The sequence below is a fragment of the Streptomyces spinosus genome (genome assembly GCF_020400655.1).
Taxonomy (GTDB): domain Bacteria; phylum Actinomycetota; class Actinomycetes; order Streptomycetales; family Streptomycetaceae; genus Streptomyces; species Streptomyces argyrophylli.
Window position 1 is genome coordinate 609,912 of sequence record NZ_JAINRC010000002.1, and the last position, 16,901, is coordinate 626,812.

Consider the following 16,901-nt stretch of genomic DNA (forward strand, 5'->3'; position numbering starts at 1 on the left):
CGTTGCGCTGCGAGAAGAGACTGTACAGGAGGGTGAGGCCCCTGGTCGAACTCACCCTCCGTGCGAGAGCGGTTACGGGACGGCCGCGTCGATCGCCTTGACGATCCGCTTGTCGGAGACGGGGTACGCCGTGCCCAGCGCGTGGGCGAAGTAGCTGACCCGCAGCTCCTCCAGCATCCAGCGGATGTCCAGCACGTCGGCCGGCACCGGGCGCCCCTTGGGGAGCTGTTCCAGGAGCCAGGCGTACTCGTCCTGCATCTCGTGGACCTTCTCCATGCGCGTGGTGTCCCGTTGGACGTTCGTCGGCATCTGCTGCAGGCGCCGGTCCGCGGCCACCAGGTAGCGCATCAGGTCCGGCAGGCGCCGTATGCCCGCCCAGGTGACGAAACCGGGCTTCACGAGGGCGTCCAGCTGCTTGCGGACGTCCGTCAGGTTCGCGAGCAGCGCCGGGCTGCTCACGGCCTTCAGGCGGCGCTCACAGGCCTGCCAGGCGGCGAGGACCTGCTGCACCTGGGCGACCGTACGGACGGTGGTGTCCACGATCTCCGCGCGCACCTTGTCGTACAGCTTCCGGTACGACTCCTCGTCCCACGCCGGCCCTCCGAAGTCCGCGATCAGCTTGTCCGCCGCGGCCATCGCGCAGTCGTCGAACAGGGCCTGGATCGAGCCGTGGGGATTGGCCGAGAGGGCGAGTTTCTGGGCGTTCGTCAGCTTCTCGGACGCGAACTTCGCCGGGTTCACCGGGATGTTGCGCAGGATCAGCCGGCGGGTGCCCTTCCACATGGCCTCCGCCTGCTCCGCCTCCGTGTCGAAGAGGCGGACGGAGACCGTGTCGCCGTCGTCCACCAGCGCCGGGTACGCCTTGACCGGCTGGCCGGCCCGGCGTGTCTCGAAGACACGGGTGAGGGTGCCGATCGTCCAGTCCGTCAGGCCCTTGCGCTCCAGGGACTCCCCGCCCTCGCGGGACGCGGTCGCCGCCGCGGCCTGCGACAGGGCCTGGCGTGCCTTCGGCTTCAGCCGGAGCTTCAGCGCCTCCAGGTCCTTGTCCTCGGCCAGCTTCCGGCGCCGCTCGTCGACGATCCGGAACGTGATCTTCAGATGGTCGGGAACCTTGGCCCAGTCGAAGTCCTCCGCCTCGAACGGAACGCCGACCATCCGCTTCAGCTCGCGCGCCATCGTGACGGTCAGCGGCTCCTGGAGGGGCACCGCCTTCTCCAGGAACGCCTTCGCGTAGTTCGGCGCCGGTACGTAGTTGCGGCGGATCGGCTTCGGCAGGGAGCGGATCAGCTCCGTCACCACCTCCTCGCGCAGGCCCGGGATCTGCCAGTCGAAGCCCTCGTCCGTGACCTGGTTGAGGACCTGGAGCGGGATGTGGACCGTCACGCCGTCGGCGTCCGCACCCGGCTCGAACTGGTACGTCACCCGGAACTTGAGCTGCCCCTGCCGCCAGGTGTCGGGATAGTCGGCCTTGGTGACCGCCTCCGCCGACTCCCGGATGAGCATCTCCCGCTCGAAGTCCAGGAAGTCCGGCTGCTCGTGCCGCTTCCGCTTCCACCAGGAGTCGAAGTGGGCGCCCGAGACGACGTGTTCGGGCACCCGCTGGTCGTAGAAGTCGAAGAGCGTGTCGTCGTCGACCACGATGTCCCGGCGCCGGGCGCGGTGCTCCAGCTCCTCGACCTCGCTGAGCAGCTTGCGGTTGTCGGCGAAGAACTTGTGGTGCGTACGCCAGTCGCCCTCGACGAGCGCGTTGCGGATGAACAGCTCGCGGGAGACCTCGGGGTCGATCCGGCCGTAGTTCACCTTCCGCTGGGCGACGATCGGCACGCCGTACAGCGTGACCTTCTCGTACGCCATCACGGCCGCCTGGTCCTTCTCCCAGTGCGGTTCGCTGTAGGTCCGCTTGAGCAGGTGCCCGGCCAGCGGCTCGACCCACTCCGGCTCGATCCTGGCGTTGACCCGCGCCCAGAGGCGGCTCGTCTCCACCAGTTCGGCCGACATCACGAACTTCGGCTGCTTCCTGAACAGCGCCGAGCCCGGGAAGATCGCGAACTTGGCGTTCCGGGCGCCCAGGTACTCGTTCTTGTTGCCGTCCTTCACGTCCTTCATCCCGATGTGGGAGAGGAGGCCGGCGAGGAGGGAGACGTGGATGCGGTCGGCGGGGGCCTCGTCGTCGTTGAGGTGGATGCCCATCTGCTTGGCGACCGTGCGCAGCTGGGTGTAGATGTCCTGCCATTCGCGGATGCGCAGGAAGTTCAGGTACTCCTGCTTGCACATCCGGCGGAAGGACGACGAGCCGCGCTCGCGCTGCTGCTCGCGGACGTACCGCCACAGGTTGAGATAGGCGAGGAAGTCGCTGGTCTCGTCCTTGAAGCGGGCGTGCTGCTGGTCGGCCTGGGTCTGCTTCTCGGCCGGGCGCTCGCGCGGGTCCTGGATGGACAGCGCGGCGGCGATCACCATGACCTCGCGGACGCAGCCGTTCTTGTCGGCCTCCAGGACCATCCGGGCCAGACGGGGGTCGACGGGCAGCTGGGCCAGCTTGCGGCCGGTGTCGGTGAGCCGCTTGCGGGGGTCCTTCTGCGCCGGGTCCAGCGCGCCCAGCTCCTGGAGGAGCTGCACGCCGTCGCGGATGTTGCGGTGGTCCGGCGGGTCGATGAAGGGGAACTTCTCGATGTCGCCGAGGCCGGCCGCGGTCATCTGGAGGATGACGGAGGCCAGGTTCGTCCGCAGGATCTCCGCGTCCGTGAACTCCGGGCGGGCGAGGAAGTCGTCCTCGGAGTACAGGCGGATGCAGATGCCGTCGGACGTACGGCCGCAGCGGCCCTTGCGCTGGTTGGCGCTGGCCTGGCTGACCGGTTCGATGGGCAGCCGCTGGACCTTGGTGCGGTGGCTGTAGCGGCTGATCCTGGCGAAGCCGGGGTCGATGACGTACTTGATGCCCGGCACGGTCAGGGAGGTCTCGGCGACGTTGGTCGCCAGAACGATCCTGCGTCCGGTGTGCGGCTGGAAGACCCGGTGCTGCTCGGCGTGCGAGAGCCGGGCGTACAGGGGCAGCACCTCGGTGAAGCGGTACTTCCTCTTCTCCAGCGCGTCCGCGGTGTCCCGGATCTCCCGTTCGCCGGAGAGGAAGACGAGGATGTCGCCCGGACCCTCGGCCTGGAGTTCCTCGACGGCGTCGCAGATGGCGGTGATCTGGTCCCGGTCGGCGTCGTCCGTGTCCTCTTCGAGGAGCGGCCGGTAGCGCACCTCCACGGGATACGTCCGTCCGCTGACCTCGATGATCGGGGCGTCGCCGAAGTGCCGGGAGAACCGCTCCGGGTCGATGGTCGCCGAGGTGATGACGACCTTCAGGTCGGGCCGCTTCGGCAGCAGCTGGGCGAGGTAGCCCAGCAGGAAGTCGATGTTGAGGGACCGCTCGTGGGCCTCGTCGATGATGATCGTGTCGTAGGCGCGCAGCTCGCGGTCGGTCTGGATCTCGGCGAGCAGGATGCCGTCCGTCATCAGCTTGATGAAGGTGGCGTCCGGGTTCACCTGGTCGGTGAACCGGACCTTCCAGCCGACGGACTCGCCGAGGGGCGTCCTCAGCTCCTCCGCGACCCGTTCGGCGACGGTCCGGGCGGCGATCCGGCGGGGCTGGGTGTGCCCGATCATGCCGCGCACGCCCCGGCCCAGCTCCAGGCAGATCTTCGGGATCTGGGTGGTCTTCCCGGAACCGGTCTCACCGGCCACGATGACGACCTGGTGATCGCGGATGGCGGCCGCGATGTCGTCCTTCTTCTGGCTGACCGGCAGCTGCTCGGGGTAGGTGACGGCCGGCACGCGTGAGCGCCGCTCGGCCATCCGGGCCTCGGCCTTGCCGATCTCGCCGTCGATCTCGGCGAGGACGGCGGCACGGGCCTCCGGCTTACGGATCTTGCGTGCGCCCTCCAGCCGCCGGCCGATCCGGTGCGCGTCGCGCAGCGACAGCTCGGTCAGGCGGGGTGCGAGGGTGCCGAGGGCGGGGGCGGGATGCGTAGACATACGCGGTCCAGGATCTCACCTGGGCCGAAAAACAGGCGAACGATTTGACCGGAGCGGTATGTCACGGCATGACCTAGCGTGGTCGATATGCCTGATTCCCCTCACGGAGACCACGGCCGCCCCCCGACCCGCGCGGAGCGCTGGGCGGCGTTCAAGGCATCCCCCTTCCTCCCCGCCACGGTCCTGCTCCTGATCATCTCCGTCGCGGCCGGCTTCTTCGCCGGGTCCTACACGTACGCCATGGCGAACCCGACCCCGCACAGCATCCCCACGGCGGTGACGGGCGCCTACGACCAGCCCGCGGCCCGCCGGTTCGTCGACGGCATGGAGAAGGCGCTCGGCGCCTCTCTGAAGCTGCGGCCGTACGACAACCGGCAGGACGCGGTACGTGCGGTGGACCAGCAGGAGGTCTTCGCGGTGGTCGACGCGCCCGCCGGCGGCCGGACGATCACCCTCGACGTGTCGGGGGCCTCCGGCGCGACGGTGGCGCAGGTACTGGGGGAGACGGCGTTGAAGGTCGGCAAGGCCACCGGCACCACCGTGGTGCTGCACGACCTGAAACCGTTGCAGAGGGGCGACCCGAGGGGACTGGCCATCTTCTACATCTCCCTGGCCGCCGTGATCATCGGTTTCGTCGGCGCCATCCAGCTCAGCGTGCACGCGTCGGCGCTGAACCCGCTGGAGCGGATCTGCTTCACCGTCGCCTACGCCGTGCTCGGCGGGTTCACGATCGCCGCGGTGGTGGACTGGCTGCTGGGGGCGGTGCGGCTGCCGTTCGTGGAGTCCTGGGCGATCCTCACCTTCACGATGTTCACCTCGGGCATGGTCTTCACGATGTTCAACACCTTGTTCGGACGCTGGGCCATGCTGCCGACGTGGGGGCTGATGGTGCTGCTGGGCAACCCGTCGTCCGGCGGTGCCGTCTCCTGGCCCCTGCTGCCGTCCGTGCTGGGGACCGTCGGCCGCTGGCTGCCGCCGGGTGCCTCGGTGAACGCCCAGCACACGGCGGTGTACTTCCGCGGGCACCAGCACGCGTTCCCGTTCCTCGTGCTGGCGGGCTGGGCGGTCGTCTCCTGCGCGGTCTTCCTGATCTGGCGGCACCGCCATCCGGGCGGCAGACCGAGACAGCCGGCCCACGCGGCCTAGGGGATGCGCTGGGCGGGCGGGGCCGGCGGGTCCTCGGTGTGCCGGCGGGCCGGGCCGTCCCCGAGGGCGATCGACCTCGCGGTGTTGGAGACGGCCTTGATGCCCAGGTAGGCGGTGGTCGTGCCGCTGACGGCGGTGAACGCGGCGGTGAGGATGCCGACGATCACCGCCTTGTCCCCGTCGAGCCGCCACACACCGAAGACGGCGACCGCGGCGATCGCCAGATTGCTGACGACGACCGCGAGCAGCCCGTACCGGGCCCGGTCCTTCTCCAGCTCGGTGTCCTGCACGACTCTGCCCTGGTCCCGGCCCATGTCTCCCCCGCCCCCCGCGCACCACACGCGATCAGCGCTGAACGTAGCGCCGACCGGGAGCGGTGCCAAGCGACCTGGATCCGCCAAATGAAAAGCCCCTCTCTGCTAGCTACAGAGAGGGGCTTACACCCTGGAGAGGGCGGCGGTGGCTGGGGCCGGGGTCGAACCGGCGACCTTCCGCTTTTCAGGCGGACGCTCGTACCAACTGAGCTACCCAGCCACGGTGTTTCACGTGAAACACCAGCGGTCCTGACGGGATTTGAACCCGCGGCCTCCACCTTGACAGGGTGGCGAGCACTCCAAACTGCTCCACAGGACCAAGCTTGCGTGCAACAGTGTCGCACACGGTATTGCGTGCCCCCAACGGGATTCGAACCCGTGCTACCGCCTTGAAAGGGCGGCGTCCTAGGCCGCTAGACGATGAGGGCTATCGGCCCGCCTGGGCGCTTCTCAGCGCGTCGGGGACGTGAGAAGCATATGGGATGGCGAGGGGTATCGCCAAAACGGTTTACGGCGAGGTGCTGGGAGGCGTCGGGGAAGGGGACCGTGAGGTGCCGGTGGCGCCCGGTTGGTTGTCGTCCGCCAGATGGCGGCTGACCTCGGCCGTCGTGAGCCCCAGGCCGCCCAGCTTGATCGCATCCCAGGCCTGCAGCCTGCGGCTGTCCCGGTCGAAGTAGAGGATCGACGCCTCGATCGGGGCCGGGTACTCGCGCTCCACCGCCCGCAGCCCGCTGCCGCCGGTCGAGCCCTCCATGCGCAGCCGGGTGCCGAACCGCAGCAGCTCCGTCCCCTCGTGGTGCAGATGCCCGCACAGCACCAGCGGCACCGTGCCGTCCGTCTCCCGGGCGGCGGACGGCTCGTGAGCGACCGCCACGTCCACGGGGGTGCCGGCCGTCCGCTGATCGCGCAGGGCGCTGGCCAGCCGGTCGCCCGCCAGCTGCTCGGACGCGGCACTGCCGGGCGCCGTCGAGCGGTCGGGGGTGAACTGCGGATCGCCGATGCCCGCGAAGCGCAGGCCCGCCACCGTCTCCGCCCGCCCGTCGTCCAGGACGCGCACGTTCTTCATGCGCTCCAGGTAGCGCTGGGTCGTCCGCGAGTCGTGGTTGCCGCGCACCCAGACGTACGGCACGCCCAGGTCCCGGATCGGGTCGAGGAAGCCGTTCTCCGCCGCCGTACCGTGATCCATGGTGTCGCCGGAGTCGACGATCACGTCCACCTTGTACTGCTCCACCAGGGAGCCGATGATCTTCCAGCTCGCCGGGTTCAGGTGGATGTCCGACACGTGCAGGACGCGGATGGTGGAGGGGTCCGGCCGGTAGGCGGGGAGGGTGGAGGTGACGTCGTAGAGCTTGGTCACGTTCGTCACCAGACGTGCCAGCTCCTTCTGGTAGACGTCGAACTCCGTGACGATGCTGCGGGCGTTGCCGACCACCGACGGCGCCGAGCTGAGCAGTCCGGAGAAGCGCGGCTCCAGGACCGACTTCGGATTCCAGGTGGCGTACGCCGAAGCGGCGGCGGCGGCCAGCAGGGCCAGGGCCAGCCCGCCGGCGGCCACGGCCCGGCGCGGGCGGCGGTACACGGCGAGACCGAGGGCCGTGGCCCCGGAGACCACGGCGACGCAGGAGCGCACGGCCAGGTCCAGCGTGCCGTGCTCGACGTCCCGGGTGACCTCGTCCTGGAGACCGGAGAGCCGTTCGGGGTGGTCGACCAGCGCCTGTGAGCGGAGCGGGTCCAGCTGGTCGACGTTCACGTCCAGGCGGACCGGCGCCACGTGGCTGTCCAGGCTGAGCGAGCCGAGCGGGGACACGTTGATCTTCGTGCCGCCGCTGAGGGAGGGGCGCAGCGCCATCGTCGTGTCCATCGGGCCGACCGGGGCCCGGACGTTGCCGACGACCAGCAGGCCCAGCCAGGCGCCGACGAGGACGACCGCGGTGAGCCCCAGGGCCCGCAGCCACGGGTTGGGGCGGGCGGCGAGTTCCAGGGCGGGCAGTGGGCGGCGGCGGGCGGGGCGTGGGCGGTTCGGGGTCCGGTTCAGCATGGTGCTCAGGGCTGCGACGGGGACGCGGGACGTGCCATTGGTGCCGTATGCCCAGGTCCTGTGGTGGATATGCGGCGGTGTTACCGGACAATGACCCTGTGCTGGAGATGACGCGCGAGGAGTTCGAGGAACTGGTCGCCGAGGCGCTCGACCGGATCCCGCCGGAGCTGACGCGGCTCATGGACAACGTGGCCGTGTTCGTGGAGGACGAGCCGCCCGCCGACGACCCCGAGCTGCTCGGGCTCTACGAGGGCACCCCGCTCACCGAGCGGGGCGAGTGGTACGCGGGCGTCCTGCCGGACCGGATCACCGTCTACCGCGGGCCCACGCTCAGGATGTGCGACAGCCGCGAGGACGTCGTCGCGGAGACCGAGGTGACCGTGGTGCACGAGATCGCCCACCACTTCGGCATCGACGACGCCCGCCTCCACGCCCTCGGCTACGGCTGAGCACGTCGGCGCACGCGGATGGTCAGGCGGGCGTGCCGCCCCGTGGCCGCCGGGAAGGGCGTGCGGTTGGCGCGGACGGGTGGATGACCGCGCGGACGGGTGGGGTCGCGTGTGCGGGGCGGGGTGGTGCTCAGGGGGCCCGTGCGGGGCGGGTGACGCCGCGGGTGGTGGGTCCGGGGGTGTCCGGCGGGGATCGGGTCCCGGCCCGGCGCCGGGCCGGGCGTGGGCGTCGGTGCGGGCGGGGCGCGTGTCCTCCTGCGGGCGGCCGGAGTTGGGGAGGTTGACTCCTTTCCTTGCCCCGGAGGTGGCCACCGTGCGCCCCTTGTACCTACCCGCCCGACTCGCCGCCGCGGTACTGGCCGTCACCGCCGCCGCCGGCTGTGTGAGCGTGGGCGACGACGCGGGCCGGGCCCGGCCCTCCCACTCGGCGGGGCGGCACGGCGGCGAGGCGCCCGACGGCGGCCCGGTACCCGGCGTGGGCGGCTTCGCCGGGGTAGGCGGCGGGGCCGGCGACGGCAAGCACGGGCACGGCGGCAGGGCGAAGCGGGGGAAGAAGGACCCGGCGTCGGCCACCCCGTCCGCCGCGCGCAGCGCCTCCCGCGCACCGGCAGAGGCGGGCGAGAGTGCCGAGCCCGGCGAGCCGGTGCCGACGAACGCGCCGCCGACGCCCCCCGTGACCTCCGCCCCGCCCGAGCCGCCGGCCTCCACCCCACCCCCGCCCGTCACCGAGCCCCCGTCGGCCGAGCCCTCCTCGTCGGCGCACGAGGAGACGGGTCCCCAGCTGGTCCAGCGGGAACCGGCACCGGCGGCGGGCGTACCGGCGTAGACGCGTGCGTGCGGCCGGACGGCGAGTGTGAGCTGTGCCTCTGCGACTCCATTTGCCTTCGGGGGTGGTAGGTGCGTATGGTGGTAGATCGTTTGATCCCATTTGCCCGGCGCCACCACAGAGCGCGCCGTGTGGCGCGTACTCTCCTTTGCCGTGGCGGACCGCATCGAGGCGGTCGTGAGCGATTCACGGAGTTGACGGGCGCGTGCCGAAGAGACTCCGGAAGGTTTCGCATTCGCATGTCCGTGTCCAGCACTGACCAGTTCGTCGTGTCCGAGAACGAGATCGAGATCGAGAACACCACCGAGATCGAGAACGCACTCGTCGACGTGACGACCGAGGTCACCGAGGCCCCCGAGGCCGCTGACACCCCCCAGACCACCTTCGCCGACCTCGGCCTCCCCGAGGGCATCGTGCGCAAGCTCGCACAGAACGGCGTGACGACCCCCTTCCCGATCCAGGCCGCGACCATCCCGGACGCCCTGGCCGGCAAGGACATCCTCGGCCGTGGCCGCACCGGCTCCGGCAAGACCCTCTCCTTCGGCCTGCCGACCCTGGCCCAGCTGGCCGGCGGCCGTACCCAGAAGCACAAGCCCCGCGCGGTCATCCTCACCCCGACCCGTGAGCTGGCCATGCAGGTCGCCGACGCCCTCCAGCCGTACGGCGACGTCCTCGGCCTGAAGATGAAGGTCGTCTGCGGCGGCACCTCCATGGGCAACCAGATCTACGCCCTGGAGCGCGGTGTCGACATCCTCGTCGCCACCCCGGGCCGGCTGCGCGACATCATCAACCGCGGCGCCTGCTCCCTGGAGGACGTGCAGATCGCCGTCCTGGACGAGGCCGACCAGATGTCCGACCTGGGCTTCCTGCCCGAGGTCACCGAGCTGCTCGACCAGGTGCCGGCCGGCGGCCAGCGCATGCTCTTCTCCGCCACGATGGAGAACGAGATCAAGACCCTGGTCGACCGCTACCTGAACGAGCCCGTCCTGCACGAGGTGGACGCGGCCCAGGGCGCGGTGACGACCATGTCGCACCACATCCTCATCGTGAAGCCCAAGGACAAGGCGCCGGTCACCGCCGCGATCGCCTCCCGCAAGGGCCGCACGATCATCTTCGTCCGCACCCAGCTGGGCGCCGACCGCGTCGCCGAGCAGCTGCGCGAGGCCGGCGTGAAGGCCGACGCGCTGCACGGCGGCATGACCCAGGGCGCCCGTACCCGCACCCTGGCCGACTTCAAGGACGGCTACGTCAACGTCCTGGTCGCCACCGACGTCGCCGCGCGCGGCATCCACGTCGACGGCATCGACCTGGTGCTCAACGTGGACCCGGCCGGCGACCACAAGGACTACCTGCACCGCGCGGGCCGTACCGCGCGTGCGGGCCGCACCGGCACGGTCGTCTCGCTGTCCCTGCCGCACCAGCGGCGCCAGATCTTCCGCCTCATGGAGGACGCCGGCGTCCACGCGGCCCGCCACATCATCCAGGGCGGCGCCGCCTTCGACCCGGAGGTCGCCGAGATCACCGGTGCCCGCTCCATGACCGAGGTGCAGGCCGAGTCCGCCGCCAACGCGGCCCAGCAGGCCGAGCGCGAGGTCGCCCAGCTCACCAAGCAGCTGGAGCGCGCCCAGCGCCGCGCGACCGAGCTGCGCGAGGAGGCCGACCGGCTGGTCGCCCGGGTGGCGCGCGAGCGTGGCGACGACCCCGAGGCGGCGGTGGCCGAGGCGCAGGCGACGGCGGCGGAGCAGCTCGCCGTGGCCGAGGAGCCCGTGCAGCGCGAGACCGAGCGCGAGGAGCGTCCGGCCACTTCGGCGCCGTACGAGCGCCGGGAGCGGCGGAGCTTCGACCGCGACCGCGGCTCCGAGCGTCGTGACGACCGCCGTGACGACCGTGGTGGCCGTTCCTTCGAGCGTCGTGACGACCGCCGTCCGTTCGACCGCGACCGGGACCGCGACCGTGGTTTCGAGCGTCGTGACGACCGCCGTGACGACCGTGGTGGCCGTTCCTTCGAGCGCCGCGACGACCGCCGTCCGTTCGACCGCGACCGGGACCGCGACCGTGGTTTCGAGCGTCGTGACGACCGCCGTGACGACCGTGGTGGCCGTTCCTTCGAGCGCCGCGACGACCGCCGTGACGACCGGGGTGGCCGTGGCTTCGAGCGCCGTGACGACCGGGGTGAGCGCCGTCCGTTCGACCGCGACCGTGGTGGCCGCTCCTTCGACCGCCGTGACGACCGGGGCGGCTTCCGCCGCGACGAGCGCGGTGGCCACCGGGGCAGCGACCGTCCGTTCAACCGCGACCGCCGCGACGACCGCCCGGGCTTCCGCTCCGCCGGTCACGACCGCCCCTACGGCCGTCGTGACGACCACCGCGGCACCGGCTCCTTCGGCCGCCGCGAGGACAAGCCGCGCTGGAAGCGCAACGGCTGACACGGCATCGGCTGACGCCGGGTGAGACAGGGCGAGGGCCCGTACGACACCGTTCGTACGGGCCCTCGCGCGTACCCGGGCCATCGTTTTCCGGTCATCGAGTGACGCATGTCACGCATCCCGTGAGGGAATTGCTGGGGGCATGACAGATGACGCGAGCGCCGGTGGCCTGTCGGACGAGGAACGGCTGGCCCAGCTCGGCTACACCCAGGTCCTCGCCCGCCGCATGTCGGCGTTCTCGAACTACGCCGTCTCCTTCACGATCATCTCGGTGCTGTCCGGCTGCCTGACGCTGTACCTCTTCGGCATGACCACCGGCGGCCCCGCGGTGATCACCTGGGGCTGGGTGGCGGTGGGCCTGATGACGCTGTTCGTGGGCCTGTCCATGGCCGAGATCTGCTCGGCCTACCCGACCTCGGCGGGCCTGTACTTCTGGGCGCACCGCCTGGCGCCCCCGCGTTCGGCGGCGGCCTGGGCGTGGTTCACGGGCTGGTTCAACGTGCTGGGCCAGGTGGCGGTGACCGCCGGCATCGACTTCGGCGCGGCCTCCTTCCTCGGCGCCTGGCTGAACCTCCAGTTCGGCTTCCGGGTGACCCCCGGCCGCACGGTGCTGCTCTTCGCCGCGATCCTCCTCCTGCACGGCCTGCTGAACACCTTCGGCGTCCGGATCGTCGCGTTCCTGAACAGCGTGAGCGTGTGGTGGCACGTCCTCGGTGTCGCGGTGATCGTCGGCGCACTGGCGCTCGTCCCCGACCACCACCAGTCGGCGTCCTTCGTCTTCACGCACTTCGTCAACGAGACGGGCTGGGGCAGTACCCCGTACGTGGTGCTCCTGGGTCTGCTGATGGCCCAGTACACCTTCACCGGCTACGACGCCTCCGCCCACATGACCGAGGAGACCCACGACGCGGCCACCGCGGGCCCGAAGGGCATCGTCCGCTCCATCTGGACGTCGTGGATCGCGGGCTTCGTCCTCCTGCTGGGCTTCACCTTCGCGATCCAGTCGTACGACGGTGCCCTCACCTCCCCCACCGGCGCACCGCCCGCCCAGATCCTCCTGGACGCCCTCGGTGCCACCGCCGGCAAGCTCCTGCTGCTGGTGGTGATCGGGGCCCAGCTCTTCTGCGGCATGGCCTCGGTCACGGCCAACAGCCGCATGATCTACGCCTTTTCGCGGGACGGCGCGCTGCCCTTCTCCCGCGTCTGGCACACGGTCAGCCCGCGCACCCGGACCCCGGTGGCGGCGGTGTGGCTGGCCGCGCTCGGCGCCCTGGCCCTGGGCCTGCCGTACCTGATCAACACGACCGCCTACGCGGCGGTGACGTCCATCGCGGTGATCGGCCTGTACATCGCGTACGTCGTCCCGACCTTCCTGCGCGTCCGCAAGGGCGCCGCGTTCACCCCCGGCCCCTGGCACCTGGGCCGCTGGTCCCGTCCCGTCGGGGTGATCTCGGTGGCCTGGGTGCTGGTGATCACCGTCCTGTTCATGCTGCCGCAGGTCTCCCCGGTCACCTGGAAGACGTTCAACTACGCCCCGGTCGCCGTCCTGGTCGTCCTCGGCTTCGCGGCGACCTGGTGGCTGGCCTCCGCCCGTCACTGGTTCCTCGCCCGGCGCCCCGCCCCCGCTCCCATCCCGGCCGAAAAGTAACCATCCCCCCACACCGGCGCCACCCGACGTGGCCGTGTCCCCGATACCCGATCGGCGACACGGCCTCGTCCGGCTATGCTCGGACAGGCAACATCGCACGGGCCGTTAGCTCAATTGGCAGAGCAGGGGACTTTTAATCCCTTGGTTGTGGGTTCGAGTCCCACACGGCCTACCGTCCGCGGACCCGGGGTCACCCCTCGCGTCCCGCGGCGACGGCGCCCGGGAAGGCTTCGGCCGGCTCGGGCGCCGTCGCGTTCGGCGGGCGCCTCCACCGCCGGTGCGCCGTGCCGGCCCCTGCGCCGTCAGTACCTCTGCGCCTTGGCCAGTTCGGCGGTCAGGTGGGGCTCGGGAGGCTTGTGGCTGATGGCGTAGCGCTCCGCCTTCTGCCCCGGCTTGACGTTCTGCGCCCCCACGACGACGGTCTCCACGACCTTGCCGTGGGAGTCGCTGAAGTCCACCTGGACGGCGAAGGACGCGGGCTTGTCGGTGCGGTTCGTCATCGTGACGAGGAGAGCGCGCACGTCGTGGGTCTGCGACAGGGGGACGCCCGTCATGGAGACGTCCTTCGTCGCGTTGCCCCGCCCCTTCACCTTGGCGAGCTGCTTCTGGGCCTCCGCGCGGGCGCGTTCGGTGTCCGCGGAGACGGACGCCTCGAACTCGGACGCGCGGGCGGAGGCGGACGAGGCCGCGGCGGAGGCGGAGGCGCTGGCCTCCGCCTTCCTCGACTCCGCCCAGGACGACATGCCGGACGGCGCGGTGCCGGAGAAGTTCGACGTGGCGGGTGCGGTCGGGGTGCGGGTGGTGGCGCCGCCGTTGCCGGTGCCGTTGCCGCAGGAGGCGACGGCCAGCACACCGGTGAGCGCCGCGCCCAAGCCGTACACGAGGGGTCTCGGGCGCGGTCGCGCGGCGCGGGACGGCTCGGTGTCCTGGCCGGTCACGTTGGATTCCGACACGGCGACCTCCACGGTGATGCGGGCGGGCAGCGGGCACGGTGCCCGGTCGGTCCTGGTACAGACCACAAACATGGTCATACAAGGTGCTGTCCCGCGCGATCCGGCACAGATGCCCATGGACAGCCACGCATGCCGCGGAACGGCGCTTTGCGTGCCCGGCCCGGCCGGGACCGCCTGAGCTACCGCGCCCCGTACGCCCTGAGGAACGCGCTCACCCCGGCCCTGAGCAGGCGGTCGGTCTCCGCCTCCGGCAGGGGCAGGACGCCGTAATGGGTCGTCTGGATGACGCGGTGGGAGATCAGGGCCGTGAAGTGGCCGGCGGCCATGCCCGCGTCGCCGCGCAGGTCCAGCAGGCCGGCGTCTTCGAGGTGGGCCATCGCCTCGGTGAGGGCCCGGCCGACCGGCTCCGGGCCGGCCTCGTGCCAGGCCTCGAGGACCTCGGGCGGGACGTGGTCGGCCTCCGCGTGGATGTGCCGGACCAGGGCGAAGTGGTTCGCGTAGTCGGACATGAGCCCGTGGAAGGCGCGGGCCAGCGCGACCAGGTCGCGTTCGAGGTCGTCGGGGTGCGGTGGGCGCTCCGGGTCCAGTACGGCGTGCAGGCGCGCCAGTTGGGCGTCCCGGACCTCGCTCGACGTCCAGGTCACGACGGTCTGGAAGAGCTGGGCCTTGCCGCCGGGGAAGTGGTTGTAGAGCGTGCGGGTGGACACGTCGGCCGCCGCGGCGAGCGCGTCGACCGAGGCGCGGGCGTAGCCCTCACGGCCGAAGACCGTGCAGGCCGCGCTCGCGATGGCCATCTGCTTCTGCAGCTTGCGGGGTGACACCTCGCCCCGTGCCCGTACCGGCCGGGCCTCGTTCGTCTCGCCCACGTCTGCCGCCCTTCCGTCGTGACCGGGCCACTCTAGCCGAATTACAACGGCCGTTGTAATTCTTACAACGCTCGTTGTACTTTCAGGGTGAGGCGGTCACCGTCACGGTCACCGCCGGACCGACACGCACCACAAGGGGGACAACTGTGTCCGTTTCCGATGCGCTTCGCGTCACCGTCATCGTCGGCAGCGTGCGTGAGGGCCGGCTGGGGAGGGCCGTCGCCGACTGGTTCCTCACCACGGCCGCCGCCGACCCGGACCTCGACCTGGACGTCATCGACCTCGCCGGGGTCGACCTGCCGCTGGTGCTGCCGGGCTGGGGCGGCACCCCGAGCCCCGAGGCCGTCGCCGCGCTGCGGGACGTGACACCGAGGCTCGCCGCCGCCGACGCGTTCGTGATCGTCACCCCCGAGTACAACCACAGCTTCCCGGCGGCCCTGAAGAACCTCATCGACTGGCACCACCGCGAGTGGCAGGCCAAGCCGGTCGGCTTCGTGTCGTACGGCGGTCTCGGCGGCGGGCTGCGAGCGGTGGAGCAGCTCCGGCTGGTCTTCGCCGAACTGCACGCCGTGACCGTGCGCGACTCGGTCAGCCTGCACGGGCCCTGGTCCGGCCTGGGAGAGGACGGCACCCCGCGCGACGCCGACGTGTCCGCGGGCGCGGTCAAGGGCATGCTCGGCCAGCTCGCCTGGTGGGGCCGGGCCCTGCGGACCGCGCGCGCCGAGCGTCCCTACGCGGGCTGAGGGGCGGCTGCGATGAGCAGGCTCCCGTCCGCCGGTTCCGCCCGGCCCGTTCCCCCCGCCGGCGTGGCGGCCCCCGCCGCCTCCCCGGCCGTCCTCCACCGGGTCGTCGCCGTCGTCGTCCTCGGCACGATCATGTCCGTGCTGGACATGACGATCGTCAACGTCGCGCTGCGCCACCTCTCGGAGTCGTTCGGCGCCCCGCTGGAGACCATCCAGTGGACCGCGACCGCGTACACCCTCGCGCTCGCCGCGGTCATCCCGGCCGCCGCCTGGGCGATGGGCCGCGTCGGCGCCAAGCGGACGTACATCACCGCGCTCGCCCTGTTCACGCTGGGCTCGCTGCTCGCCGCCTGCGCCTGGGACGCGGGGAGCCTGATCGCGTTCCGCGTGGTCCAGGGGCTGGGCGGCGGCCTGCTGCAACCCGTCGGCATGGCGATGGGCATGCGGGTCGCGGACCGGGCCCGGCTCGGCCGGGCGATGGGTCTGCTGGGGCTGCCCCTCCTGATCGGCCCGGTCGCCGGACCGGTGCTCGGCGGCCGGCTGCTGGACGCCGCGTCCTGGCACTGGATCTTCCTGATCAACCTGCCCGTCGGCGCCCTGGCCCTGGTGCTGGCGGCCCGACTGCTGCCCCGGGACGCCCCGGAGGGCCGTGGCCGGGACCTGCCCCGGCTGGACGTTCCCGGCCTGCTGATGCTCTCACCCGGTCTGGCCCTGCTGCTGTACGGCTTGGCCCGGGGCGGTGAGCACGGGGACTTCACGGCACCCGGCGCGCTGCTGCCGACGCTCGCCGGCGCCGTCCTCGCGGCGGCCTTCGTACGGCGGGCGCTCACCGTCCGGGCGCCACTGCTGGACCTGCGGCTGCTGCGGGACCGCACCTTCGCCGCCGGTATCGGCACGCTCGCCCCGTTCACCTGCGGCTACTTCGGGTCGATGCTGCTCGGGCCGCTGTACTGGCAGCAGGAGCGCGGCCTGAGCGCGACGGCGGCCGGACTGCTCGGGGCGCCGGCCGGGCTCGTGGTCGGGGTGACGATGCAGGTCGCGGCCCGCCGGATCGACACGGCGGTGCCACGCCGGCTGATCACGGCCGGCTGCGCGGTGGCCGCCCTCGGAATGGGGCTGATGGCCTGGCAGACCGGCACGGCGGGGGTCGCGCCCTGGCGGATCGCCGTCGCGGGCATGGTGATGGGCGTCGGCGCCGGGATGACGCTGATGCCGGCGATGACCACCGCGACCCGTGGCCTGCCCCCGGACCGGCTGCCCGGGGCGAGCACCGCGCTGAGCATCAACGCCCAGCTCGCCGCGTCGGTCGGTACGGCCCTGCTGTCGGTGGTGCTGGCCGCGGCGGGCCCGTCCCCGGCCGGCTTCCGGCTCACCTACGCCGTGACGGCCGCCCTGCTCGCCGCCGCCGTCCCCTGCGCCCTCCGGCTGCCCGGCCGCCCCGCCGGCGGCTAGCTAGGGCCTCTCGTTTGGATCAT

12 protein-coding genes and 4 tRNA genes are annotated in these 16,901 nt (G+C 71.7%); 8 read left to right on the forward strand and 8 right to left on the reverse strand.

The features are described 5' to 3' along the window. Window positions 1-72: 72 nt before the first annotated feature. Complete coding sequence (hrpA, locus tag LG395_RS06730) at window positions 73-4,017, reverse strand: ATP-dependent RNA helicase HrpA (protein ID WP_171154926.1); 3,945 nt, start codon at window positions 4,015-4,017, stop codon at window positions 73-75. Between the two features lie 87 nt (window positions 4,018-4,104). Here hrpA and LG395_RS06735 point away from each other — a divergent pair, with 87 nt between their 5' ends. Further along, on the forward strand, window positions 4,105-5,163 hold the full coding sequence (locus LG395_RS06735) for an ABC transporter permease (RefSeq protein WP_225808765.1): 1,059 nt from the start codon (window positions 4,105-4,107) through the stop codon (window positions 5,161-5,163). Here the strand turns inward: LG395_RS06735 and LG395_RS06740 are convergent. From LG395_RS06740 to LG395_RS06760, 5 genes are all read right to left on the reverse strand, one after another. Then, complete coding sequence (locus LG395_RS06740; protein ID WP_225808766.1) at window positions 5,160-5,477, reverse strand: hypothetical protein; 318 nt, start codon at window positions 5,475-5,477, stop codon at window positions 5,160-5,162. The genes LG395_RS06735 and LG395_RS06740 overlap by 4 nt on opposite strands. Before the next feature lie 146 nt (window positions 5,478-5,623). Further along, a tRNA-Phe gene (locus tag LG395_RS06745) sits at window positions 5,624-5,697 on the reverse strand. 24 nt (window positions 5,698-5,721) lie between these two features. Continuing rightward, a tRNA-Asp gene (locus LG395_RS06750) sits at window positions 5,722-5,796 on the reverse strand. A 36-nt stretch (window positions 5,797-5,832) separates the two neighbouring features. Further along, a tRNA-Glu gene (locus LG395_RS06755) sits at window positions 5,833-5,905 on the reverse strand. Between the two features lie 80 nt (window positions 5,906-5,985). Further along, the gene (locus tag LG395_RS06760; RefSeq protein ID WP_225808767.1) at window positions 5,986-7,515 is read right to left on the reverse strand and encodes a metallophosphoesterase family protein; all 1,530 of its coding nucleotides are present in this window, start codon (window positions 7,513-7,515) and stop codon (window positions 5,986-5,988) included. Window positions 7,516-7,613: 98 nt separating this feature from the next. Here LG395_RS06760 and LG395_RS06765 point away from each other — a divergent pair, with 98 nt between their 5' ends. The 5 genes from LG395_RS06765 to LG395_RS06785 all read left to right on the forward strand — a co-directional run bounded on the left by LG395_RS06765 (window position 7,614) and on the right by LG395_RS06785 (window position 13,036). Then, entirely contained in the window at window positions 7,614-7,964 is a 351-nt protein-coding gene (locus tag LG395_RS06765; RefSeq protein WP_058081062.1) for a metallopeptidase family protein, read from the forward strand. A 313-nt stretch (window positions 7,965-8,277) separates the two neighbouring features. Beyond that, window positions 8,278-8,790 (forward strand): hypothetical protein, encoded by a 513-nt coding sequence (locus tag LG395_RS06770; protein ID WP_225808768.1) that lies wholly within the window; start codon window positions 8,278-8,280, stop codon window positions 8,788-8,790. 239 nt (window positions 8,791-9,029) lie between these two features. Further along, window positions 9,030-11,216 (forward strand): DEAD/DEAH box helicase, encoded by a 2,187-nt coding sequence (locus LG395_RS06775; RefSeq protein ID WP_225808769.1) that lies wholly within the window; start codon window positions 9,030-9,032, stop codon window positions 11,214-11,216. 142 nt (window positions 11,217-11,358) lie between these two features. Beyond that, window positions 11,359-12,864, forward strand: coding sequence for an amino acid permease (locus tag LG395_RS06780; RefSeq protein WP_171154936.1), 1,506 nt, complete (start codon window positions 11,359-11,361; stop codon window positions 12,862-12,864). A 99-nt stretch (window positions 12,865-12,963) separates the two neighbouring features. Further along, window positions 12,964-13,036: transfer RNA gene (locus LG395_RS06785), tRNA-Lys, on the forward strand. 130 nt (window positions 13,037-13,166) lie between these two features. On the opposite strand, the gene LG395_RS06790 is transcribed toward LG395_RS06785, so the two are convergent. Next, the gene (locus LG395_RS06790) at window positions 13,167-13,817 is read right to left on the reverse strand and encodes a hypothetical protein (protein WP_171159913.1); all 651 of its coding nucleotides are present in this window, start codon (window positions 13,815-13,817) and stop codon (window positions 13,167-13,169) included. A gap of 179 nt (window positions 13,818-13,996) precedes the next feature. Continuing rightward, window positions 13,997-14,683, reverse strand: coding sequence for a TetR/AcrR family transcriptional regulator C-terminal domain-containing protein (locus LG395_RS06795; protein ID WP_225808770.1), 687 nt, complete (start codon window positions 14,681-14,683; stop codon window positions 13,997-13,999). 146 nt (window positions 14,684-14,829) lie between these two features. On the opposite strand from LG395_RS06795, the gene LG395_RS06800 reads away from it, so the two are divergent. Both LG395_RS06800 and LG395_RS06805 read left to right on the forward strand, forming a co-directional pair. Beyond that, window positions 14,830-15,426 (forward strand): NADPH-dependent FMN reductase, encoded by a 597-nt coding sequence (locus tag LG395_RS06800; RefSeq protein WP_225808771.1) that lies wholly within the window; start codon window positions 14,830-14,832, stop codon window positions 15,424-15,426. 12 nt (window positions 15,427-15,438) lie between these two features. Continuing rightward, window positions 15,439-16,878: a DHA2 family efflux MFS transporter permease subunit gene (locus tag LG395_RS06805; protein ID WP_225808772.1), complete on the forward strand. Its 1,440-nt coding sequence runs from the start codon at window positions 15,439-15,441 to the stop codon at window positions 16,876-16,878. Window positions 16,879-16,901 lie beyond the last annotated feature (23 nt).